Annotated in this window: 21 protein-coding genes and 1 tRNA gene; 16 read left to right on the top strand and 6 right to left on the bottom strand. The window is 36.4% G+C overall.

All coding sequences use genetic code 11. The features are described 5' to 3' along the window. Positions 1–50 precede the first annotated feature (50 nt). Positions 51–842 carry a PhzF family phenazine biosynthesis protein gene (locus CALHY_RS05900; RefSeq protein WP_013403069.1) on the top strand — a complete coding sequence of 264 codons (792 nt, stop codon included), beginning with the start codon at positions 51–53 and terminating at the stop codon, positions 840–842. Between the two features lie 2 nt (positions 843–844). Here the strand turns inward: CALHY_RS05900 and CALHY_RS05905 are convergent, their stop codons facing one another. After that, a complete protein-coding gene (locus CALHY_RS05905) occupies positions 845–1,345 on the bottom strand; it encodes a copper chaperone Copz family protein (protein WP_013403070.1) in 501 nt (166 codons plus the stop codon). A gap of 6 nt (positions 1,346–1,351) precedes the next feature. Beyond that, entirely contained in the window at positions 1,352–1,864 is a 513-nt protein-coding gene (locus CALHY_RS05910; RefSeq protein ID WP_013403071.1) for a flavin reductase family protein, read from the bottom strand. 310 nt (positions 1,865–2,174) lie between these two features. Here CALHY_RS05910 and pepF point away from each other — a divergent pair, with 310 nt between their 5' ends. The 4 genes from pepF (at position 2,175) to CALHY_RS05935 (ending at position 7,058) form a co-directional block, all read left to right on the top strand. Next, positions 2,175–4,046: an oligoendopeptidase F gene (gene pepF, locus CALHY_RS05915; RefSeq protein ID WP_202944081.1), complete on the top strand. Its 1,872-nt coding sequence runs from the start codon at positions 2,175–2,177 to the stop codon at positions 4,044–4,046. A gap of 240 nt (positions 4,047–4,286) precedes the next feature. Next, positions 4,287–4,508: a FeoA family protein gene (locus tag CALHY_RS05925; protein WP_013403073.1), complete on the top strand. Its 222-nt coding sequence runs from the start codon at positions 4,287–4,289 to the stop codon at positions 4,506–4,508. A 17-nt stretch (positions 4,509–4,525) separates the two neighbouring features. Continuing rightward, the gene (gene feoB / locus CALHY_RS05930) at positions 4,526–6,349 is read left to right on the top strand and encodes a ferrous iron transport protein B (protein ID WP_013403074.1); all 1,824 of its coding nucleotides are present in this window, start codon (positions 4,526–4,528) and stop codon (positions 6,347–6,349) included. Between the two features lie 265 nt (positions 6,350–6,614). Further along, positions 6,615–7,058 carry a Fur family transcriptional regulator gene (locus CALHY_RS05935; protein ID WP_013403075.1) on the top strand — a complete coding sequence of 148 codons (444 nt, stop codon included), beginning with the start codon at positions 6,615–6,617 and terminating at the stop codon, positions 7,056–7,058. 14 nt (positions 7,059–7,072) lie between these two features. Here the strand turns inward: CALHY_RS05935 and CALHY_RS05940 are convergent, their stop codons facing one another. Both CALHY_RS05940 and sleB read right to left on the bottom strand, forming a co-directional pair. Next, complete coding sequence (locus tag CALHY_RS05940; protein ID WP_013403076.1) at positions 7,073–7,378, bottom strand: hypothetical protein; 306 nt, start codon at positions 7,376–7,378, stop codon at positions 7,073–7,075. A gap of 22 nt (positions 7,379–7,400) precedes the next feature. After that, positions 7,401–8,081 (bottom strand): spore cortex-lytic enzyme, encoded by a 681-nt coding sequence (gene sleB, locus CALHY_RS05945; protein ID WP_013403077.1) that lies wholly within the window; start codon positions 8,079–8,081, stop codon positions 7,401–7,403. A gap of 156 nt (positions 8,082–8,237) precedes the next feature. Between sleB and CALHY_RS05950 the strand changes: the two genes are divergently transcribed. Beyond that, positions 8,238–9,398 (top strand): D-alanyl-D-alanine carboxypeptidase family protein, encoded by a 1,161-nt coding sequence (locus CALHY_RS05950; protein ID WP_013403078.1) that lies wholly within the window; start codon positions 8,238–8,240, stop codon positions 9,396–9,398. A gap of 17 nt (positions 9,399–9,415) precedes the next feature. Here CALHY_RS05950 and CALHY_RS05955 read toward each other — a convergent pair. After that, positions 9,416–9,494, bottom strand: a tRNA-Pro gene (locus CALHY_RS05955). A 40-nt stretch (positions 9,495–9,534) separates the two neighbouring features. Continuing rightward, the gene (locus CALHY_RS05960) at positions 9,535–10,659 is read right to left on the bottom strand and encodes a glycosyltransferase family 4 protein (protein WP_013403079.1); all 1,125 of its coding nucleotides are present in this window, start codon (positions 10,657–10,659) and stop codon (positions 9,535–9,537) included. Between the two features lie 78 nt (positions 10,660–10,737). On the opposite strand from CALHY_RS05960, the gene CALHY_RS05965 reads away from it, so the two are divergent. The 10 genes from CALHY_RS05965 (at position 10,738) to CALHY_RS06010 (ending at position 22,647) form a co-directional block, all read left to right on the top strand. Continuing rightward, complete coding sequence (locus tag CALHY_RS05965; RefSeq protein WP_013403080.1) at positions 10,738–11,673, top strand: RluA family pseudouridine synthase; 936 nt, start codon at positions 10,738–10,740, stop codon at positions 11,671–11,673. Next, complete coding sequence (locus CALHY_RS05970) at positions 11,670–12,917, top strand: CapA family protein (RefSeq protein ID WP_013403081.1); 1,248 nt, start codon at positions 11,670–11,672, stop codon at positions 12,915–12,917. Before CALHY_RS05965 ends, CALHY_RS05970 begins: the two co-directional genes overlap by 4 nt. 35 nt (positions 12,918–12,952) lie before the next feature. Next, positions 12,953–14,761 carry a translation elongation factor 4 gene (gene lepA, locus CALHY_RS05975; protein ID WP_013403082.1) on the top strand — a complete coding sequence of 603 codons (1,809 nt, stop codon included), beginning with the start codon at positions 12,953–12,955 and terminating at the stop codon, positions 14,759–14,761. Positions 14,762–14,801: 40 nt separating this feature from the next. Then, positions 14,802–15,932 carry a radical SAM family heme chaperone HemW gene (gene hemW, locus CALHY_RS05980; protein ID WP_013403083.1) on the top strand — a complete coding sequence of 377 codons (1,131 nt, stop codon included), beginning with the start codon at positions 14,802–14,804 and terminating at the stop codon, positions 15,930–15,932. A 110-nt stretch (positions 15,933–16,042) separates the two neighbouring features. Further along, on the top strand, positions 16,043–17,074 hold the full coding sequence (gene hrcA / locus CALHY_RS05985) for a heat-inducible transcriptional repressor HrcA (RefSeq protein WP_013403084.1): 1,032 nt from the start codon (positions 16,043–16,045) through the stop codon (positions 17,072–17,074). A gap of 22 nt (positions 17,075–17,096) precedes the next feature. Further along, positions 17,097–17,774, top strand: a complete 678-nt coding sequence (grpE, locus tag CALHY_RS05990; protein ID WP_013403085.1) for a nucleotide exchange factor GrpE — start codon at positions 17,097–17,099, stop codon at positions 17,772–17,774. A 51-nt stretch (positions 17,775–17,825) separates the two neighbouring features. Continuing rightward, positions 17,826–19,649 carry a molecular chaperone DnaK gene (gene dnaK, locus CALHY_RS05995; RefSeq protein ID WP_013403086.1) on the top strand — a complete coding sequence of 608 codons (1,824 nt, stop codon included), beginning with the start codon at positions 17,826–17,828 and terminating at the stop codon, positions 19,647–19,649. 135 nt (positions 19,650–19,784) lie between these two features. Then, a complete protein-coding gene (gene dnaJ / locus CALHY_RS06000) occupies positions 19,785–20,951 on the top strand; it encodes a molecular chaperone DnaJ (protein ID WP_013403087.1) in 1,167 nt (388 codons plus the stop codon). 38 nt (positions 20,952–20,989) lie between these two features. After that, a complete protein-coding gene (gene prmA / locus CALHY_RS06005; protein WP_013403088.1) occupies positions 20,990–21,904 on the top strand; it encodes a 50S ribosomal protein L11 methyltransferase in 915 nt (304 codons plus the stop codon). Positions 21,905–21,915: 11 nt separating this feature from the next. Next, positions 21,916–22,647 carry a 16S rRNA (uracil(1498)-N(3))-methyltransferase gene (locus tag CALHY_RS06010; protein ID WP_013403089.1) on the top strand — a complete coding sequence of 244 codons (732 nt, stop codon included), beginning with the start codon at positions 21,916–21,918 and terminating at the stop codon, positions 22,645–22,647. Position 22,648: the final 1 nt, after the last annotated feature.

A 22,648-nucleotide genomic window follows, 5' to 3' on the forward strand; every position in this document is an offset into this window, starting at 1 on the left:
GTATGGTATAATAATTCTCAAAATTTGTCTTAAAGGAAGGTAGTTTTGAGATGAAGCTATATCAGGTAGATGCATTTACAGATAAGTTATTTCACGGTAACCCAGCGGGGGTTTGTATATTAGAAGATTCATTGAGTGAAGAGGTAATGCAAAATATTGCAATGGAGATGAACTTGTCTGAAACTGCTTTTTTACAAAGTCAAGGTGATTATTATTTACTAAGATGGTTTACCCCTGAAACAGAGGTTGATCTTTGCGGTCATGCAACCTTGGCAAGTGCTCATATTTTGTGGGAAGAAGGTTATGTTGAAAAAGAAAAAGAGATTGTTTTTCACACAAAAAGCGGTATTCTCAAAGCAAAAAAAGAAGGTGAGTATATTACACTTGATTTTCCTTTGGAAGAGCCCAAAGCGGCAAGTGCGCCAGAAAATCTTGTTAAAGCATTGAATATTCCATTTTTGTACGTGGGAAAAAACAGAATGGACTACTTGGTTGAAACTGAAAGTGAAGAAATATTAAGAGATCTCAAACCAGATTTTGAATTACTTAAGAAAGTGGATACGCGAGGAGTAATTGTGACTGCCAAATCTTCAAGCCCTGAATTTGACTTTGTTTCAAGATTTTTTGCGCCAAAAGTAGGTGTAAATGAAGACCCTGTGACTGGCTCTGCCCACGCTGCTTTAGCACCGTACTGGAGCAAAAAGCTGCAAAAGACACAACTTGTGGCTTATCAGGCTTCAAAAAGAGGAGGGGTGCTAAAACTCAGAATAGATGACCAAAGAGTGTATATAAGCGGCAAGGCAATTACTTTTTTCAAGACAGAAATAAAGGACTGCCGATAGCATCAGTTCAGGCAGTCCTTGGTTTCTTTTCTAATTATTATAGCCTTTTCAAATGCCTCTTTTACAATATCTGCACAGCACTTTCCAGTTGGATTGTTTATCTCACATTTGCAATCTTTCATTGCACCTGTGATTTTACATGCTTCACTGAGAGTTTTTGCACCTTTTTTCAAAACCGCATCCATTATATCTTCTTCTGTAACCTTTCCACAATAGCATACATACTTGGGATTTGCATCTTTTTTAAGCCAGATTGGTACCTTTAGCTGCTGCTTGTAAAAGACATTTTCGCCTTGGTAATATCCTACATCACACTCTGGGTTTGTGCATAAGAAATAGTCATTAATTCCTATTTGAGGCAAATACTCATTTAAAACAATATGCTTTACAGTGAAATTCTTAACGAGTATTCCTTGGTGTTTGCAAATAGGACAGGTTTGAGAGGGAGTTTCAATGTAGCTGCTTTCACAGCATGAGAAGTTAGAAAGTGTGCAACAGTCCATTATTTTTTACTCCTCCCTCTTTAGCACTTTAACAATCTCCCCAATAAACATTCTATGATAATCTTTTGCAGTGTAAAAATTGTCAATGCTTTTGTCCAGGAAATTCTCAGGGATTATATCTTGAAAATAAATCTTTTTGCAAATCAAAACAAGGTTAGCCTCATCGAAAAACACTGTTTTGAACTCTTCATCTTCTTTGGGGGTGAGCTTTGCCATCTCAACCTTATTAACATCTTTGCCAGAGTATTTGCCGCAGATTTCAAGAGTTGACCTATACTCCCTACCGAGAAACGAAAGTGTAAAGAATTCATTTTCTTCAACAAACTTTCTTGTAAACCTCTGGGGTCTTATTACACAAAAGGCAACAGGCCTTTCCCAAATATAGCCGAGGCTTCCCCAGCTTGCAGTCATTGTGTTAAATGAGTTGATGTTCCCTGCTGTAATGAGCATCCACTCTTTTCCAATTAGAGTAAAGGGATTAAAATTGAGGTCTTCAATTTTGACCATTTTGTGTGCCATGAAAAATCACCTCGATAGAAATTTTGAAATTCTTAGAGTTTGCGATTGTCCTCTAAAACTTAAATATACTACAATGAGTTTTAGTTTTCAAATCATCTTAACTGCAAAATTCAACAAATAGAGGAATTATAGTAGTCTTTTTCATTAGACAAACAAAACTCTGAATACTAATTAAAGACTATCTTCAATAATATTGCAAAAATAGTTGTAATGATGTATAATTTATACCAAATTGAATGTATAAAAGCACACATGAATACAATTTTAAGAAAGGGGGAAAGCGGTAGTTTCCGCGAACAAAATGAAGAGGATGCATTTAAAAAAACTTTTAGTCTTTGCTATTATCTTCTCTTTTATTGTCACCACAGTTATTGGTTTTGCTTCTGAGGGTGTGAAAAAGAGAAGTGAAATCCCTGACAAGTACAAGTGGAATCTTGAAGACATCTATAGTTCACCAGAAAAGTGGAATGCAGATCTCAACAAGGTTCTAAATTATTATATTCCTAAATTTAAAAACTATAAGGGTAAACTTTCAGACAAAAATAAACTACTTGAATGTTTGAAGTTAAGAGATGAGATGATGAGAATTGCAGATAAAGTCTATGTTTATGCTCATATGAAGGCTGATGAAAATCAGGCTGATAACAAGGTCAGTGAAATGAGATCAAAATCTGAGACGATGTATGCGCAAGTCTCGGCAGCGGTTTCGTTTATCCAGCCAGAACTTTTGCGTTTGCCTGAAAAAACTTTAAAATCCTATATGCAAGATAAGAGTTTTGCAGATTATAAAATGTATCTGGATGCTGTTCTAAAGCAAAAACCTCATACGCTCTCCCCAGAGGGTGAAGAATTATTAGCGTTAGCTCAGGATTTTGCAGGCTCACCATACAATATATTCACTCAGCTAAAGTATGCAGATCTCACATTCCCAAAGATTAAGGATGACAAGGGTAATGAGATTCAACTTACCGAGGCAAGTTATGGAAAGTATCTTGAGAACAAGGACAGAGATTTTAGGAAGAGAGCATTTGAAGGTATATACTCCTCATTTGACAAAGTTAAAAATACATTGGCAGCTACATTGACTGCTGAGGTTAAGAAGAATGTGTTTTTTGCAAAGGCAAGAAAATATAATTCAGCATTAGAGGCTTCTTTAGCACAAGAATTTATTCCAAGGAGTGTTTATGATAATCTTATCAAGGCAGTTAATAACAATATTAAGTACTTGCATAAGTATGTGGAGCTTAGAAAGAAGGTACTCAATCTTGACAAAGTTCATATATATGATATGTATGTTCCGCTTGTAGCAAATTATGAAATGAACATTGATTATGAACAGGCGAAGAAGTTGATTTTAGAAGGTTTAAAGCCACTTGGGAATGATTATTTAAAGGTTTTAAACATTGCATTCAACAATAGGTGGATAGACGTATTTGAGACCGAGAACAAGTATACAGGTGGATATCAATGGGGAGCGTATGATACGCATCCTTATATCCTTATGAATTATAATAACACTATGGATTCTGTTTTAACTCTTGCTCATGAACTTGGGCATGCTATAAATTCATACTATACAAACAAGACACAAAAGTATATAAATTCTAATGTGCCAATCTTCACAGCTGAGGTTGCTTCAACCACAAATGAGCTTCTCATGATTAATTATCTGCTTAAAAAAGCAAAAAGTGATGATGAAAGACTTTATCTATTAAATACTTTAGTAGAAAATATAAGAGGTACTGTTTATACTCAGGTTATGTATGCTGAATTCGAGAAAGAAATTCATGAAAGAGTTGAAAAGGGCGAAGCACTTTCTGCAGAAACATTAAGTAACATTTGGGGTAATTTAATGAAGAAGTATTACGGTGATAGCTTTGAAGTTGATAAGCTTGCAACACTATGGTGGGCAAGAATACCACACTTTTACATGAACTTTTATGTTTACAAATACGCAACTTCTATGGCTGCTGCAAATGAGGTTGTAAAGAATATTGAGAAAGGCGATACTGCTAAATATATAGAGTTCTTAAAAGCAGGAAGTTCAGATTATCCAATCAATGTTCTTAAAAAAGCAGGTGTTGATATGACATCAACAAAGCCTGTTGACAACTTGTTAACATATTTTGGTCAGCTTGTTGACGAGATGGAAAAGATTTTGAAAAAGCAAGGAAAGATATAAGGTAGAAAAAGAAAAAAGATAAAGATTCAAAAGGGACTGCTCGTAAAGAAGAGGAGTGGTCCCTTTTTTTTTAGTTTTAAATAAAAGAGATGCAGTTTCAAATATTCTTCTTGACCCAGAAAGAAAAATCTGTTATTATATAATTGAAAATGATTTTCAATTAACACAAAATATCAATTACAAATTGTTTTCAAAAAAACCAGAGAGTTTTATGTTAAATATCATGAGAGGTGATCAGCTTTGACGCTGGATATGATTTCAAAAGACCAGGAAGTTATAATAAAGAGCATAAAAAGCAAAACCGCACGTGTGTATGCTTTGAGATTTGGTATAAATGAAGGAAGCAAAGTAAAATGTGTAGCTAAAATAAATAATGGTCCTATTATTCTCAGGAAGAATCACCAAGAGATTGCAATAGGAAACGGTCTTGCTAAGCAAATTGAAGTTGAGACTCAAAAGTAGAAAGGGGCTTGATACATTTGAACTGTCACTGTGTTCAAGAGATGCTAAATATTCCAGATGACAAAGAGGTAATAGCACTTGTTGGAAATCCTAATGTTGGGAAGTCGGTTATTTTCAATAAACTGACAGGAAGATATGTAGAAGTTTCAAATTATCCCGGCACAACTGTAGATGTTAATTATGGTTTTTACAAGGATTATGTTATTGTCGACACACCAGGCGTTTATGGAATTTCTTCTTTCAATGATGAAGAGATTGTAACGCGTGATATTGTGCTGAATACGCAGAAGATTATAAATGTAGTCGACAGTGTCCATCTTGACAGAGACTTATTCTTAACACAGCAGCTTATTGATTACCAAAAAGAAGTCATAGTTGTACTTAACATGGTTGACGAGGTTGAGAAAAATAATATCAAAATTGACATAGAAAAACTAAAAGAAAGCCTTGGTGTTGAAGTGATAGCAACATCTGCAAGCAAAGGAATTGGTATTGACAAGTTGAGAGAAGCTATAGACAAAAATCTTTTTAAAAAGGGCAAATCCACTCCTAATTTAGAAAAGATTTTAGAATCTGAAGGAAAGAAATTTTCTTGGGAAAGCCTTGCCGAAGCTGAAAATGTATTCAGTTCATCAGTGTCTGAACTTCAAGAAAAGATATTCGCTTTGAGGCGCACCTATGTGGATGAGATATTCAATAAAACTGTCAAGTTTGATACCAAAAAGCTTGAGTTCAAAAACAAACTAAGTCAAGTTCTCATAAATCCTGTCACAGGAATTCCTATTTTGTTTGCCACTATGTATATTATGTATTATTTTATGGGAGTGCTTGTTGCGCAAAGACTGGTTGACTTTACTATGAATACAGTGATGGGAGAATATTATCTTGGCTTAATAAAAGGGATTGTAGGTAAGTTTGTTACAAACCTCTTTTTGCAAAAGATTATTGTTGGTAATTATGGAATTCTTTCTATGTTTCCAATCATCTTTTTTGGTTTGTTGTTTCCTCTTGTTGTAGCCTTCCACCTTTTTATGAGTATATTAGAAGACAGCGGTTATCTTCCCAGAATTGCAGCGCTTGTTGACAGAGTGTTTAATAAGATAGGTTTAAATGGAAGGGCGATAATTCCTATAATTTTGGGCTTTGGCTGTGTTACAATGGCAACAATGACAACAAGAATATTAGGGTCAAAAAGAGAAAGGCTCATTACAATGTTTTTGCTGGGACTCACAATACCATGCTCTGCTCAGCTTGGAATAATTAGTGGGCTTATTTCAAGACTTGGGTTTTGGTATCTTGTTGCTTATATTTTGATAATTGCATTTATTTTCGGACTGGTGGGCAGGATATTGAACAAAATTATAAAGGGTGAATCAACATCGCTTTTTATAGATCTCCCAACTTTGAGAATTCCTCAGCCTTCTAATGTTTTGAAAAAAACCTATTATAAATCAAAAGGATTTTTGGTAGAGGCTTTTCCGATCTTTGTTGCAGCAACGCTTGTACTTGGATTTTTGGATGCAACAAACCTTCTTCATGCTATAGAAAATTTTGCACAGCCGGTTGTTACAGGATTTTTAAAGCTGCCAAAGGAGATAACTGAGGTATTTATCCTGGGTATAATAAGACGAGACTATGGAGCTGCAGGTCTTGTGACAATCCCGACAACAAAAGGTCAGATGTTTGTTGCACTTGTAACAACAACATTGTTTGTTCCTTGCATTACTTCTTTTGCTATGATGACAAAAGAAAACGGGCTTAAATATTCAGTTTTTGTGTGGGTTTCTTCTGCTGTGATTGCGATTTTAGTGGGAGGGATTCTTGCACATATAATACTTTAAAGATTCAGTCCAAAACAAAAGGGAGAGTGTTTTTGTGATGAAAGTAAAATGTCCTGTGTGTGGTTATGAGGTGGACATTTCAAACAAAAAATGTCCGCGGTGTAACGCATCTTTGTTTGAAGCGTTTAAGTGTTCAGGAAATTGCAAAACCTGCAAAAAGAGTTGTTCAATGAAGTCTTGACATCTGAGCTTTTGAGAGAATAAAATGTATATCATAAATAAATTGCAAATTACAAATTGATGTGGCGGAGCAGTGATATTCAGAATGAAAAAAGATCAGTTGGAAGAAATAAAAGATCAGCTTAAGCAAAAAGGTTATAAGCTCACAACCCAAAGAAGAATAATATTAGATTCAATTCTTGACAATCAAGACAAACATTTGAGCATTGAAGAGATTTACAAGATAGTAAAAGAGAAGATGCCAGAGATTGGACTTGCAACAGTATACAGAACCATAATGCTTTTGAACGATTTAAAAGTTCTTAACAAGATTGACCTTGACGATGGATGTTCACGTTTTGAACTTTCAAATAGCGAAGATTCTCACAATCATCATCACTTGATATGTATAAAGTGCGGGAAAGTGGAAGAAGCAGAGGATGATTTACTTGAAAGTTTAGAGGATCAAATAGAAAAAGAAAAAGGATTTAAAGTTGTCAATCACATAGTTAAGTTCTATGGTATATGTAAAGATTGTAAAAAGGAATGAGAAGGAGCTTCTTCTCATTCCTTTGATTTTATACCTATCTTATAAAAGTTTCCATTGTTATCATCTGGATTTCCAAAATTGTCTTTAAATGCAATAAATAAAAAACCACTTTTGAGCAGAGGAAGTACTGCTATATATTCGCCATTTTTCTTTATCATTTTAGTTTCATAAACTTTGCCTTCTGCAAACTCATCTCCAAACCCAAATTTAAGATAAATTTCCTTCTCAAGACCATCTAGTAAAATACCATTATTGTAAGTTACTATCAATTTATCACCTGCAATGGGCTGTTGTGGGTAAAATTTAAAAGGCAGTTGCATCTTTGAATTGATTCACCTTCCTTTACCTTGCGAATACATGATTGCCTATGACAGCCACGATTGGTCTGCTCCAAATCCATTTGTTTGTAGTTTTTGCAGGATTAAAAAAGTAAAGCGCGCCACCTGTCGGGTCCCATCCGTTGAGTGCATCCCTTGCAGCGTTTATTGCTGATACTGTCGGGGGAAGGTTTATCTGACCGTTTGCTACAGACTCAAAAGCCCCTGGTTGATAGATCACACCTGCTATTGAGTTTGGAAAGCTTGGATGTCTCACCCTATTTAGCACCACTGCTCCTACTGCAACTTGTCCAACATAAGGTTCTCCCCGCGCCTCTGCACTGATAAGATGAGCAAGAAGGTTGAGGTTTGAGCTGTATGATGAACGTGATGTTGTTGTGACAATTCCAAGTGCCCTTAGAGTTTCACTTCCTGCAATTCCATCTACTTTAAGGCCATTTTTAGCCTGGAAGTATCTTACCGCCATATATGTTTTATATCCATAAATACCGTCAATTGGCCCATCGTAATATCCCCACTGTTTAAGTCTTTTCTGGATTTCAATAACCTCTGGTCCGGTAGAACCATAGTATGAAAGAACAATAGGAGAGAGAGCATATTTGAATTTAAGGTGCTGATAGTCTGCTATAGTATATACGCTCAAACTCAAAAGTATGAGTAATATTAATGCTTTTACAAATCTCATTTATCATCACCCCATGCAGTTTAATTCACGCTGCAATAAGATTTTACAAATAGTATTATGCATCTAAATTTTTGAGAATATGTATAATGAATAACCAAAGCTGAATGTGCAGATAATTTAAAAGTAGGAGAATTAAAGAATTGGGGTGATGGCAAGGTGAGAAAGGCCATAGCAATTTTAATTTTGATTTTCCTATTGTTTGGAAATTCACTTATTGGCTGTAATAAAGTATTTGGCGAGTCCCTTCAAACCCAAACACCGTCCTTAGAAATTTCAGCAAAATCAGCAATACTTGTTGACTTTGACACAGGAAAGATTCTTTACGAAAAGAACTCACATGAAAAACTTCCCCCAGCGTCGATCACCAAGATAATGACCATGATTTTAATATGTGAAGCTATAGAAAAAGGCAGAATAAAACTCTCTGATAGAGTAATTGCAAGTCAAAATGCGTCAAGTCTTGGAGGGTCTCAAATTTATCTTAAGGAAAATGAAGAGATGACAGTTGAAGAGCTTTTAAAATCAATTGCAATTGCCTCAGCAAATGATGCGTGTGTTGCACTTGCTGAGCACATTGCAGGAAGCGTCCAAGAATTTGTTTATATGATGAACAAAAAAGCAAAAGAACTTGGAATGCTTGACACAAACTTTGTAAATCCATATGGACTTGATGCTGAGAATCATTACACCAGCGCATATGATGTTGCAATAATGTCAAGAGAACTTTTAAAACACAAGATCATCAGAAAATACCTTACAACATGGGTAGATACCATAAGGGAAGGCAAGTTTGGCCTTACAAATACAAACAAGCTTGTGAGGTTTTATAGAGGATGTACAGGTGTCAAAACAGGTTCTACCGACAAAGCAAAGTTTTGTGTATCAGCATCGGCTTTGAGAAATGGCCTTCATTTAATTGCGGTTATAATGGGAGCACCAGACAGCAAAACAAGGTTTAATGAGGCCACAAAGCTTTTGGATTGGGGTTTTGCAAATTTTTCAATGTACAGCCCTTATTCTAAAGGATATTGTTTTGGGAAGGTAAAGGTGAAAAATGGAATTGAGAAAGAAGTAGAAGCAATTTTGAGCACAGATGTCAAGCTTCTTGTTAAAAAAGGTGATGAAAGTACAGTTGAATCAAAAGTAACCTTGCCTCAGCAAATATCAGCACCTGTGAAAACTGGACAGAAGATTGGAAAATTAGAACTATGGCAAGAAGGGAAATTGCTGGGTGCATATGACTTAATTGCCAAGAAGGATGTCCAAAAGAGAAATCTTTTTGATATTTTCCGCATGCTTTTTAGGCTTGAAAGCTGAACTTGAAAAAAATAAGATGGTCGGGGCGACTGGACTTGAACCAGCGAACCTCTAGCACCCCAAGCTAGCGCTCTAACCAAACTGAGCTACGCCCCGACCTTTTGTTATTTACATCATCAATTATATTCTAATTTTTTTAATATTTCAAGGAAAAAATTTGCTGGTAAATTTTCAAAGTATTCATAACTGTTTTTTCCCAGCTATAACTTTTTGAAAGCAAATAACCTTTTTGAGCAAGCTGATTTCGTAGCTCTACATTTTCTAAAACAAGCAGTATTTTTTGAGCGATGTCTTCTTCAGAATAAGGGTCCACATACAGGGCAGCATCCTTTAAAACTTCAGGCAGGCAAGTTGTGTTGCTTGCTATAGTCGGGACTTTGCAAGCCATTGCCTCAAGTGGTGGAAGACCAAACCCTTCGTACAGCGATGGATATACAAAAAGCAAAGCACCGTTGTATATATATGGCATAAATTCTACATCCACATAGGAAAGAAAATGCACGTGGGAAGTGAGCTTAAGATTTTCAACCAGATTTTTTATTTCCTCATAACTTCTGCTGAACTTCCCCGGTATAACAAGATGGATGTGCTCGATTTTTTCTCTTATTAAGGAATAAGCTTTGACCAATCTTTTAAGATTTTTCCTTGGCGAAAAACCACCTACATAAAGGATGTATGGGAAATCAATGTTGAATTTTTGCAAAAGAAAGGTTTTGACTTCATCTTCTGGTAAGGGCTTGTATATGTCTTCTGCTGCTAAATATGTTACAAATACTTTTGATGGATGGATGTCGAAGTATTCGCAAATATCTTTTTTGGAAAACTCAGATACAGTGATGATACAGTCGGTTATTTTTATAATTTTTGGGACGACATCTCTAAATATTTTCAAATAGCCCGGTCCAACTGTTTCAGGAAGCCTGAAAGGAATTATGTCATGCAGAGTAATAATGTAACTGCATTTTTTAGACAGAGGAAGCCCAATACCATTTTGAGGGACATGATATATATCAATATCATTTTGAAGTATAATCTCTTTTATCATAATTTCTTCCCAGAACTTATCTAACTGCTGAGGAAGAAGGTTGATGTTTATATTCTGTGCAAGTACAAATTCTGTCTCGCAGCTATCAGGCCAAATTATTAAATATTCATTTTCTTTGTCGAGTTTTTTGATATAATTTAAAAGCTGATAGGTGTATGTGCCAATACCGGAACCCCTATACCATTTAGCAGCTCTACCATCAATGCCAATTTTCATGATTTTTTCATTTTCAATTTGGTCAATTTTATTATATGATATTAGTATTCTCATGTGTTAAAAGGGAGTGATCAAGAAGTGACGGTGAATTTTGTTGTTGATAAAGAGCTGGCAGGGGTAAAAGTGGAAAAAGCCATAAAAAAGAAATATCCTATAATTCCAATGAGTGTAATTTTTAAAATGCTCAGGAGAGGAGAAATTATTGTAAGTTTTCTTCCTGCTCAAAAAGGACAGGTTTTGAGGTTTGGAGACACTGTAAGTTTTGAAATAGAAGATAGATTTTTGGAGCACAAAAAAGTGGAGATTCTTAAAGTGTACGAGGATGACAACATTGTTGTAATTGACAAACCATACGGAATTCCATCACATCCAGATTCGAACAATGAGTACTCTGTTGTCAGCTGGATAGAAGACAATTACTCTAAAAATGAACTTCCTCAGCTTTGTCACAGGCTTGACAGGAACACAGCAGGACTTATGATCGTTGCAAAAAATAGACAAGTTTTAAGCGAGATGTTAAAATATATGAGTAGAAGGGCAATTATAAAGAAGTATTTATGTATAACTAAAAAAGCTGATTTGCCAGAAAGTGGAGTGCTTGTTCACTATCTTAAAAAAGATTCAAAAAAGAGCAAAGTATATATTTCTGACTTTCCACAAGATGGCTATTCAGAAGTGGTGACAGCATATAAGATTGTGAGACAAAAAGATGACTTGCAGCTTGTAGATGTTGAAATCAAGACTGGTAAAACCCATCAAATCAGAGCGCAGCTTGCGCACGTTGGGCTTTGCATCTTGGGTGACAGCAAGTATGGTGATTGGAAACTAAATAAAAAGTACAAGGCAGATATGCAAGCCTTGTGTGCTTATTATCTTAAATTTGAGATTGGTAAAAAAGGTGTTTTGAGGTATTTGGATGGTCAAAAGATAGTAAAAGAGACAGTAGAATTCCCGGTTGATATCGAAGGTTTTTCTTCAATAAACGTATATAAAGAAAGAGGGCTGGAGATATGAGAAAGCTTTTATATGCATTGGGGTCGTTTATCATAATACTTTTGATAGGCATAAATGCTCTTTTTTACTATGAAAACATGTACATCAAAAAATACATTCCTGTCTCAGAAGAGGTTTCCAGAAAACCTCAGCAAAAGACTTTGCCAAAGACACAGCAGAATAAGAATACTTCTGCTAAAAACAATTCTTTGTCTGTTAAGCTTAAGTCCCAGCCAAAAGAATACAAGGCAAGTATATTTATGGCAGGAGATGTGTTTTTCAACGGTTATCTTTTAAAATCTTATTATGACAGACAATCTCAGGCTTATGCATTCGGGGATATATTGGAAAATGTAAAAGACATCACTTATGCAGACCTTAGTATTTTCAAGTTTGATAGCACAATTACTGACAATATTCCTGTTTCAACATATGGAAAATACAATGCTCCAAAAGAGGTTTTAAATGTGCTCAAATCAGGCCGATTTAATCTTGCAGTGCTTTCATCATCGCACATATTTGATGGAAAAGTGGAAGGTTTGCAGAAAACAATAAATAATTTGAAAGAGGCAAAGATTGAAACTGTAGGTGTTAAGCTTTCTAAGGAAGATCATACCTCAAAGTTTTTTGATATAAACAACATAAGAATTGGCGTTGCTGCGTTCACAAAAGAGCTTTCATCAGTCTATTTGGGAGGAAGCTCTACTTATAAAGATTTTGTTAGTCTTCTTGACAAGGATGAGATACAAAATGAGATTGAGTACTTGAAAGGGCTCGACTGTGACATTATAATAGCATATGCAAACTGGGGATTTGAAAATTCAAACTCAGTTAGTTTTGAGCAGAAAGAGTTTGCAAAAGAGCTTATAAAGAATGGTGTTGATATTGTAATTGGTACTCATACTCATACAATTCAGCCGTTTGAAAAGGTTAAGGTTGAGGATGAGTCAGGCAACGTAAAAGAGGGGATAGTATTTTATTCGCTTGGTAATTTCCTGTGCGACCAGACAGTTATTTTTCCATACAATAGATTTGGTTTGACAGTGAGACTTGATCTTGTTAAAAAAGAAAATAAGCTCACTAAAAAGATATCAGTTGAGCCAATATATATCTTTAGAAAGACAAGAAGGAATGCAAGTTACTATGATTTTATTGTTCTTAAAGCAAAAGACATTTTAAATAGAAATGATGTAAAAACATCCTACATTAATTATGCCAAAAAACTGCTTGAAGATGTTGATAAATGGCTTAAAACTGTGCAATAAACAAAATTTTTTGTGCGTAGGGGGATTATTCTAAAGTGGAGAGGAGACAGGACAGAATACGTAACTTTTGCATAATAGCTCACATAGACCATGGGAAGTCAACCTTGGCTGACAGAATAATTGAGCTCACAGGAGCACTCACAGAAAGAGAGATGCAGGACCAGGTACTTGACACCATGGACATAGAAAGAGAAAGAGGGATTACCATAAAAGCCCAGGCGGTAAGGCTCAACTACAAAGCAAAGGATGGCAAGGAATATACATTTCATCTGATAGATACTCCTGGTCATGTAGACTTTACCTATGAAGTTTCACGAAGCCTTGCTGCCTGTGAAGGTGCGATTTTGGTTGTGGATGCAACTCAAGGTATTGAAGCACAGACCCTTGCAAATGTCTATCTTGCACTTGAACACAACTTAGAGATAATACCTGTTATAAACAAGATTGACCTACCAAGTGCAAGACCTGAAGAGGTCAAAAAAGAAATAGAAGATGTGATTGGACTTGATGCTTCTGACGCACCGCTCATTTCAGCTAAAATGGGCATTAATATAGAGGAGGTCTTGGAGAGAATAGTAAGAGACATTCCACCTCCGAAAGGTGACGATACAAAACCGCTAAAAGCTTTAATTTTTGATTCGCTTTATGACAACTACAAAGGTGTTTTGGCGTATGTGAGGGTGTTTGACGGGGTTGTGAAACCTAATATGACCATTAAGATGATGTCAACAGGTGCTCAATTTACTGTAACAGAAGTTGGGTATTTTAAACCGGGAATGCTAATCCCATGTGATGAGCTAAGAGCCGGGGATGTTGGCTACATTGCAGCGTCAATTAAGACTGTGAGAGATACAAGAGTTGGTGATACCATAACTGATGCGAACAATCCAGCTGATGAGCCTCTGCCGGGCTTTAGGAGATTAAACCCAATGGTGTTCTGTGGAATATATCCAACTGGTGATACAAAATATGAAGAGTTAAAAGATGCACTTGAAAAACTTCAGCTAAATGATGCAGCATTGTTTTTTGAACCAGAAAGCTCTGCTGCGCTCGGTTTTGGTTTTAGATGTGGATTTCTTGGACTTTTGCATATGGAGATTGTTCAAGAAAGGCTTGAGAGGGAATATGATTTGAACATAATCACAACAGCACCTTCTGTTGTATTTAAAGTTACAAAGACAGATGGTGAGGTTTTGTACATTGACAATCCAACAAAACTGCCACCCCCGAACGAGATTGCCAAGATGGAAGAACCAATGGTAAAGGCAACTATCATGGTACCGAACGAATTTGTAGGTAGCGTGATGGAGCTGTGCCAGGAAAGAAGAGGAATTTTTAAGGACATGTCATATATTGAGACAACACGTGTTATTCTCACTTATGAGATGCCTCTTATGGAGATTGTGTACGACTTTTTCGATGCTCTAAAGTCAAGGTCAAAAGGTTATGCGTCGTTTGACTATGAGTTTATAGGGTATGCTGAGTCAAAACTTGTAAAGCTTGACATTATGATAAAAGGCGAGGTTGTTGACGCGCTTTCGTTTATTGTTCACAAGGATAAAGCTTATCAAAGGGCAAGAAGAATTGTTGAGAAGTTAAAAGAGGAGATTCCGCGGCACTTATTTGAAATACCAATTCAGGCTTGTATTGGCAGCAAGGTTATTGCAAGAGAAACGGTAAAAGCTTTGCGAAAAGATGTGCTTGCTAAGTGTTATGGCGGGGATGTCACAAGAAAGAAGAAGCTCTTAGAGAAGCAAAAAGAGGGTAAAAAGCGAATGAAACAGGTAGGAGAGGTTGAGATACCGCAGGAGGCATTTATGGCTGTTTTAAAGCTTGAAGACTAAACCATTTGGTTAAAATAAAAAAAGGAAGTGCAAGCCACAATTGAGAAATATAGGACTATATATTCACGTTCCATTTTGTAAAAGAAAGTGTTATTACTGTGATTTTGTGTCATATGAAAATGTCAATGATGATGTGATTTTTGCATATTTTAGCGCGCTTGAAAGTGAGTTAATTTATTATAAAGAAAATTATGAAATTGAAATAGACACAATTTATATAGGGGGTGGCACACCTTCCTCCATTTCTGCCAAGTATATCTTAGAACTATTAGAATTTATATATTCAAATTTCAAGATTAAAAGCAACTGCGAGATAACCATCGAAGCAAATCCTGAGAGTATCACACAGGAGAAACTTCAAAGTTACAGCTTGGCAGGAGTAAACAGACTCAGTGTGGGGATACAGTCGCTAAACGATGTAGAACTGAGAGCAATTGGTAGAGTCCATGACTCTGAGGTTGCGTTGAAGATTTTGAGTGTGGTACCTTTATATTTTGTAAATTTTAGCGTTGATGTTATCACAGGTCTTCCATATCAGACTTTTAAAAGTTTTATGCAAACACTCAATACACTTTTGGAATTTTCACCGCCTCATGTGTCAATTTATTCACTGAAGATAGAAGAGGGAACACCTCTTTTTGAAAGATATGAAGAGTATAAGAGCTTGTTGCCAAGCGAAGATGAAGAAAGAAGAATGTTCTGGTGGGCAAGGAGAATACTTTCTGAGGTTGGACTTTATCATTATGAGATTTCTAATTTTGCTAAGAAAGGTTTTGAGTGCAAACACAACTTGAAATACTGGAATGTAGAGGAATACATTGGAGTTGGCTGTGCAGCTCATTCATTTTTTGAGGGTTACAGGTATTATAATACTTCTAATATAAACGAATATGCTAAGAAAATTAAAGAAAATGGTTTAGCTGTGGAAGGGGAAGAGTTTATTTCAAATGAAGAAAGTGAAAAGGAGTTTATCATATTAGGGCTAAGAAAGATAGAAGGATTTTCTCTTGATGAATTTAGAGAAAGATTTGGCGTAGAGTTTGAAAGAAAGTACAACTCTCAAATTGAGAAGCTGAAAAAATATGGATTGATAGAGGTAAACAACAGCCGTCTAAAACTTACAGAGAGAGGAATTGACCTTGCAAATTTGGTGTGGCGGGAGTTTGTGTAAAAAGGTCAAAGAAAGTCAAAAATATACTTGACAAAAATCTACTCAAGTGATATCTTATATCTTAGAATTAGCACTCATCAACAGAGAGTGCTAACAGTAAGGTGAGGAAAATGCTGGATGAAAGAAAAAGAAGAATACTTGAAGCTATTATAGATGATTATATAAATACAGGTGAACCTGTTGGTTCAAGGACAATTGCAAAGAAATACATTTTTGGTATTTCTTCTGCTACAATCAGAAACGAGATGTCGGACTTAGAGGAGATGGGATACTTAGAGCAGCCCCACACGTCAGCTGGTAGAATTCCTTCAGATAAGGGCTACAGGTATTATGTTGATGAGCTGATGAAGGTGTCAAGGCTTTCGCCACAGCAAGTTGAATTTATCAGGTCGCAACTTGATATCAAATTCAATGAAATAAACGAATATATGGAGAACATTGCAAAGATAATATCTAACCTTACAAACTACACAGCAGTAATTTCAACACCAAATGTTAAAAAGAGCTTTATAAAGTATCTTCAGCTTGTACCAGTTGACAGCAAAAGGTATATACTAATTTTAGTAACAAACACAGGTCTTGTAAAAGATATTCTCTTGGACAAACCGGAGAATGTCGACATAAAAGACTTCATATATATATCAAATATCCTTAATGAGAAACTGAGCGGGCTTAAACTTGAAGACATTGACCAAAAAATTGTACTTGACATTGAAAACATACTTGGTAAAAACAAGACAATCTTGTCACCAATAATTGAAAATGTACTGCGCACAATCAGTGCAGCTGACAGCACAGAAGTTGTTTTAAGTGGAATCAAGAACATGTTTGATTTTCCTGAGTTTAGTGATGTTTTAAAGGCAAAGATATTCCTGCATATATTTGAGCAAAAGGAGATGCTAAGACAAATAATAAACTCTGCAATGCATGAACATATAACCATCAGGATTGGTACAGAAAATCCCATAGAGGATTTAAAAGAGTGCAGTGTTGTTCTTTCCACTTACAGAATAGGTGATAGTATTGCTGGTTCGATAGGTATAATTGGCCCAAAAAGGCTGAGATATTCTCAGACAGTTTCACTGATTGATTACATTTGCGATACTTTATCTGATATTTTGACAAGACTTTTTACAGAATAAATTAAAGAGGTGATTTGTGAAGATGCTTGACATGGAAAACAAAGATCTAAAGAGCGAGGAGGTAAACTCTTCTGAGGCTCAGACTTTAGAAGAAACTAATTCCGAGGGAAAAAATGAGAATATGCAACATTCTCAAGAACCTCAAGAGGACGCAGCAAAAACACAGGAAAATGATGGGTCAAATGAAAGTAGTGAAGATATTGAGGTTGAACCTCACCAAGAGGACACTGTGGAAACTTTAAAAAAGCAGCTGGAAGAGAAAGAAAGGGAGGTTGAAGAGTACAAAAGTCTATGTCAGAGGATAGCTGCTGATTTTGATAACTACAAAAAGAGAATAGCAAAAGATAAAGAGAATATGTATTATGAAGTTGTTGCTGATGTTGTTGGTAAACTCCTTCCGATTGTTGACAACTTTGAAAGAGCGATTGACTCTGCAAAAAATTCAAGAGATAAAAATGATGAACTTTTAAAGGGGCTTGAAATGATAAAAAAACAGATTGATGATATCTTTTCAAAACTTGGTGTTGAGCCAATTGAGGCTTTGAATAAAGAATTTGACCCATACCTTCACAATGCAATTATGCATGTTGAAGATGAAAGGTACGGTAAAAATGTTGTAATTGAAGAATTCCAAAAAGGTTACAAGATAAAAGATAGAGTTATTAGATATAGCCTTGTAAAGGTTGCAAATGCTAATTAAATTTAAGAAGAATTTGAAACTAAATTTTTAAAAATAAGGAGGTTGATAACAATGGCTCATATTTTAGGTATAGACCTTGGTACAACAAACTCTTGTATGGCAGTTATTGAAGGTGGTCAGCCTGTTGTAATTCCTAACGCAGAAGGCTTCAGAACAACTCCATCAGTTGTAGCTTTCACCAAGACAGGTGAGAGGCTTGTCGGTCATGCAGCAAAAAGACAGGCTATCACAAACCCTGAAAGGACTATTATATCAATAAAGAGAGATATGGGTACAAACAGAAGGATAAAGATAGATGACAAGGAATATTCACCAGAAGAGATATCTGCTATGATTTTGATGAAACTCAAAGCTGATGCAGAAGCATATCTTGGTGAAAAAATAACACAGGCCGTTATAACTGTTCCAGCTTACTTTACAGATTCGCAAAGACAGGCAACAAAAAACGCAGGTAGAATTGCAGGACTTGAAGTTTTGAGAATCATCAACGAGCCAACAGCAGCAGCTTTAGCTTACGGTCTTGACAAAGAAGGTCATCAAAAGATAATGGTATATGACCTTGGCGGTGGAACATTTGACGTTTCAATCTTGGAGATTGGCGATGGTGTTATTGAAGTTTTAGCGACATCTGGTAACAACAGACTTGGTGGTGATGACTTTGACCAAAGGATTATAGACTATATAGCTGATGAGTTTATGAAAGAGCACGGAATTGATTTGAGACAAGACAAAGTTGCGCTCCAGAGACTAAAAGATGCAGCAGAGAGGGCAAAGATTGAACTTTCGTCTGCGCTTCAGACAACTATTAACCTGCCATTTATCACAGCAGATGCAAACGGTCCAAAACACATTGATATGGTATTGACACGCGCAAAGTTTGAAGAACTTATAAAAGACCTTGTAGAAAAAACAAGAGAGCCTGTCGAGACGGCACTTTCTGATGCAAAGCTCACTCCAGAGCAGATTGACAAGGTTATTTTGGTTGGTGGTTCAACAAGAATTCCTTATGTTCAGGAATTTGTAAAGAAACTCACTGGCAAAGAGCCGTTTAAAGGAATAAATCCAGATGAGTGTGTTGCAATTGGTGCTGCAATCCAAGCAGGTGTTCTTGGAGGTCAGGTAAAAGACATATTGCTTTTGGACGTAACACCACTTTCACTTGGTATTGAGACTCTGGGCGGCGTGTTCACTAAGATTATTGAAAGAAATACAACAATCCCAACACGAAAAAGCCAGATATTCACAACAGCAGCAGATGGTCAGACACAGGTTGAGATTCACGTTCTGCAAGGTGAAAGACCACTTGCAAAGGACAACAAGACACTTGGAAGATTTATACTTGATGGTATTCCACCTGCACCGCGAGGAGTGCCACAGATTGAGGTTACATTCGATATAGACGCAAACGGTATTGTACATGTTTCAGCAAAAGACCTTGGTACGGGAAGAGAGCAAAAGATTACAATAACATCCCAGACACATTTGAGTGAAGAAGAGATTCAAAGAGCTATTAAAGAGGCTGAAATGTACGCTGAACAGGATAGAAAGAGAAAAGAACTAATTGAGGCACGAAACAGAGCAGACTCTATCATTTACCAGACAGAAAAGCTGCTTCGCGAACTTGGTGACAAGATGACAGAAGCTGAAAAGCAGCAGATTGAGTCAAAACTAAAAGCCTTGAAAGATGTTATGAATGGTGAAGACAAAGAACAGATTGAAAGGGCAATTGATGAACTCACAAAGTCGTTCTATGATGTGTCTACAAGACTTTATCAGCAGGGTTATACCACATCGGGACCACAAGGTGGGCAAAACCCAGGTGGCGGCCAAGGTGGTCCTGATGGCAATGTAAATACTGATTATAAAGTATACTAAAGACTGTGATAAAAACAAGGTAGAGGACCAAAGTCATGAAGTTTTTAAAAATGGCTTTGGTCCTTTTTATGATTATTTGTTAAATTCATGTTATTAGTATATAATAATATTCAGTAAAGTAAGCGGGTGATAGAGATGGCACAAAAAAAGGACTACTATGAGATTTTAGGTGTTTCAAGGAATGCAACAGAAGAAGAGATAAAAAGAGCCTACAGAAGACTTGCAAAACAATACCATCCTGATGCAAATCCAGGTAATAAAGAAGCAGAGGAAAAGTTCAAAGAGATAAATGAAGCATATGAAGTCTTGAGCGACCCTGAAAAGAGAAAGCTTTACGACCAGTTTGGCCATGCAGCGTTTGACCCGAAATATGGTGCGCAAGGCAGCGGTGGTTTTTCTGGTGGATTTGGCGGTGGGTTTGCTGACTTTGATTTTGGCAGTTTTGGCGATATTTTCGAAGACCTATTTGAAGGCTTTGATATATTTGGAACATCCAGAAGAAGAAAAGAAGCACCAAGAAAAGGTGCTGATATATATGTCGATTTAGAGCTGACTCTCAAAGAGTCTGTATTTGGCTGTGAAAAAGAGATTCCAATTTACAGAACTGAAAAGTGCAGTGTTTGTGGTGGAAGTGGTGTAAGACCAGGTTCTGCACCTGTGAGATGTCAAAAGTGCGGCGGCACGGGCCAGATAAGGTCAAGACAGGCAACATTCTTTGGAGAGTTCACCACCATAAAAACCTGTGATGCATGCGGCGGAACAGGAACTATTATAACAGACCCATGCAGAGAATGTGGCGGAACGGGAAATGTAAGAAGACAGCGACGAGTAAAGATTAACATTCCGGCAGGAATTGATGATGGTCAGGTAATAACATTAAGAGGCGAGGGTGAAAGTGGCATAAAAGGTGGACCAAACGGTGATTTGCATATTAGAATAAAAGTAGCGCCTCATCCTGTGTTCAAAAGAGTCGGGCAAGACCTCTATATTGAGGTTCCAATAACATTTGTTAATGCAGCTTTGGGTGGAGAGATAGAAATTCCAACGCTTGATGGCAAGACAAAGGTGAGAATTGAACCAGGGACACAAAATGGTGATGAGGTCAGAATTAGAGGCAAGGGCGTTCCGAACCTGCGTTCGCGAGGAAGAGGCGACCTTGTTGTGAAGTTTATAGTGGAGGTTCCCAAAAAGCTTACAGAAAAGCAGAAAGAACTTTTGAGAGAGTTTGAAAGACTTTCATCAGAAGAGGGATATGAAAAGAGAAAACATTTTTGGGATAGAATAAGAGAAGCGTTTTCTTAAACCATTTTTGAATTTGAAAAAAGGAGAAGAAAGCGCAAATGAGATGGTATGAGATATCAATTAAGACCACCGAAGAGGCAGAAGATGCTATTTCAAATATTTTGTATGAGCTTGGAGCAAACGGCGTTGTCATTGAAGACAATGAGATTGTGTCAAGACCAAATTTATGGGATTATATTGACGAAAACCAGTTTACAAAAAAGGATTATGCGAAAGTTTGTGCTTATTTTCCTGAAAGCAGCAATATTTTAGAGCTTACCCATACTATTGAGGAGAGGCTTAAAGAGACTGCAAAATATATCAATATTGGAGAAGGCAAAATTACCGTTTCTGAAGTTGATGAAAAAGACTGGGCAGAAGAGTGGAAAAAGTATTATAAGCCTGTTGAGATAGGGGATATTGTGATTGTTCCTTCATGGCAAGATTATAAAGCCGAAGACAGCAAAACAATTGTTAGGCTTGACCCGGGTATGGCATTTGGCACAGGAACTCATGAGTCAACCATTTTGTGCCTTGAAGCTATCCAGAAATATGTAAAGCCAGAGATGGATGTTCTTGATGTTGGGACAGGTTCAGGGATATTGGCAATAGCTGCAAAGAAGTTTTTGGCAAAAAGAGTTTTAGCAGTTGATATTGATGAGGTTGCTGTGAAGGTAGCAGAGGAGAACGCGAGGTTAAATGGAGTTGAGATTGAGATAAAAAAGAATGACCTTGTTGAAGGCATAGAAGAAAAGTTTGATGTGGTTATCGCTAACATTGTGGCTGATATCATTATGAGGCTCTCAAGAGATGTAAAGAAAGTTTTGAAAGACAACGGAATTTTTATCTCTTCTGGCATTATTGAAGACAGGCTTGAAGATGTTTTGAAAAGCTTTGAGAAAAATAGTCTTGAAATTGTAGAAGTGAAAAAAATGGGTACATGGTCCTTGGTTGTTAGCAAAAAAACTGTGTAGGGTGATATTAAGTGCCAATCTTTTTTGTTGAAAAGCAGAACATTGAGAATGATATTGCCTACATCACAGATAAGGAAGATATAAATCATATAGTCAAGGTTTTAAGGAAAAGAGAAGGAGATAAAATAAATCTATGTGATGGCAATTATGACTACTCATCGCGAATACTTGAAGTTTCCAAAGACAGAATAAAACTTTTGATAGAAAGCAAAACTTTGAATGACCGAGAAAGTACCAAAAACATTTTTTTATTTCAATGTATTATCAAAAACCAAAAAATGGATTTTGTTGTGCAAAAGGCAACAGAGCTTGGAGTAAAAACAATTGTACCTGTGGTGTCGAAAAGAGTGGTGATTGATATTTCAGAAAAACAGGAAAAAAAGGTTGAAAGGTGGCGCAAAATTGCGCAAGAGGCCCAAAAACAGTGTCTTCGCCCTATACCACCTTTAATCGAAATGCCAATTAGAATTTCTGAGATTAAAGAGAAATATTTAGATAAGCTTGATATTCTTTTTATTCCTTATGAAAAGGAATCGGAGACTTCAGAGTGGTGTATATCTTCAGATTATAATAACATTGGGATTTTGATTGGACCTGAAGGTGGTTTTGAAGAAGAGGAGATAGAAGAGTTAAAAACCTTTAAAAATGTACAAGTTATTTCGCTTGGCAAAAGAATACTCAGAAGTGAGACAGCCTCAATTGCTGCGCTTTCCATCCTAATGCATGAAGTTGGAGAAATATGAA

The organism is Caldicellulosiruptor hydrothermalis 108, from assembly GCF_000166355.1.
GTDB classification, from domain to species: Bacteria; Bacillota; Thermoanaerobacteria; order Caldicellulosiruptorales; family Caldicellulosiruptoraceae; genus Caldicellulosiruptor; species Caldicellulosiruptor hydrothermalis.

What these genes read in the sequence shown, in the direction of transcription:
- CALHY_RS05900 (WP_013403069.1), top strand. Translation starts at nt 51, where the DNA reads ATGAAGCTATATCAGGTAGATGCATTTACAGATAAGTTATTTCACGGT.
- CALHY_RS05905 (WP_013403070.1), bottom strand. Translation starts at nt 1,345, where the DNA reads ATGGACTGTTGCACACTTTCTAACTTCTCATGCTGTGAAAGCAGCTAC.
- CALHY_RS05910 (WP_013403071.1), bottom strand. Translation starts at nt 1,864, where the DNA reads ATGGCACACAAAATGGTCAAAATTGAAGACCTCAATTTTAATCCCTTT.
- pepF (WP_202944081.1), top strand. Translation starts at nt 2,175, where the DNA reads ATGCATTTAAAAAAACTTTTAGTCTTTGCTATTATCTTCTCTTTTATT.
- CALHY_RS05935 (WP_013403075.1), top strand. Translation starts at nt 6,615, where the DNA reads ATGAAAAAAGATCAGTTGGAAGAAATAAAAGATCAGCTTAAGCAAAAA.
- CALHY_RS05940 (WP_013403076.1), bottom strand. Translation starts at nt 7,378, where the DNA reads ATGCAACTGCCTTTTAAATTTTACCCACAACAGCCCATTGCAGGTGAT.
- sleB (WP_013403077.1), bottom strand. Translation starts at nt 8,081, where the DNA reads ATGAGATTTGTAAAAGCATTAATATTACTCATACTTTTGAGTTTGAGC.
- CALHY_RS05960 (WP_013403079.1), bottom strand. Translation starts at nt 10,659, where the DNA reads ATGAAAATTGGCATTGATGGTAGAGCTGCTAAATGGTATAGGGGTTCC.
- CALHY_RS05970 (WP_013403081.1), top strand. Translation starts at nt 11,670, where the DNA reads ATGAGAAAGCTTTTATATGCATTGGGGTCGTTTATCATAATACTTTTG.
- hrcA (WP_013403084.1), top strand. Translation starts at nt 16,043, where the DNA reads ATGCTGGATGAAAGAAAAAGAAGAATACTTGAAGCTATTATAGATGAT.
- grpE (WP_013403085.1), top strand. Translation starts at nt 17,097, where the DNA reads ATGCTTGACATGGAAAACAAAGATCTAAAGAGCGAGGAGGTAAACTCT.
- dnaK (WP_013403086.1), top strand. Translation starts at nt 17,826, where the DNA reads ATGGCTCATATTTTAGGTATAGACCTTGGTACAACAAACTCTTGTATG.
- dnaJ (WP_013403087.1), top strand. Translation starts at nt 19,785, where the DNA reads ATGGCACAAAAAAAGGACTACTATGAGATTTTAGGTGTTTCAAGGAAT.
- prmA (WP_013403088.1), top strand. Translation starts at nt 20,990, where the DNA reads ATGAGATGGTATGAGATATCAATTAAGACCACCGAAGAGGCAGAAGAT.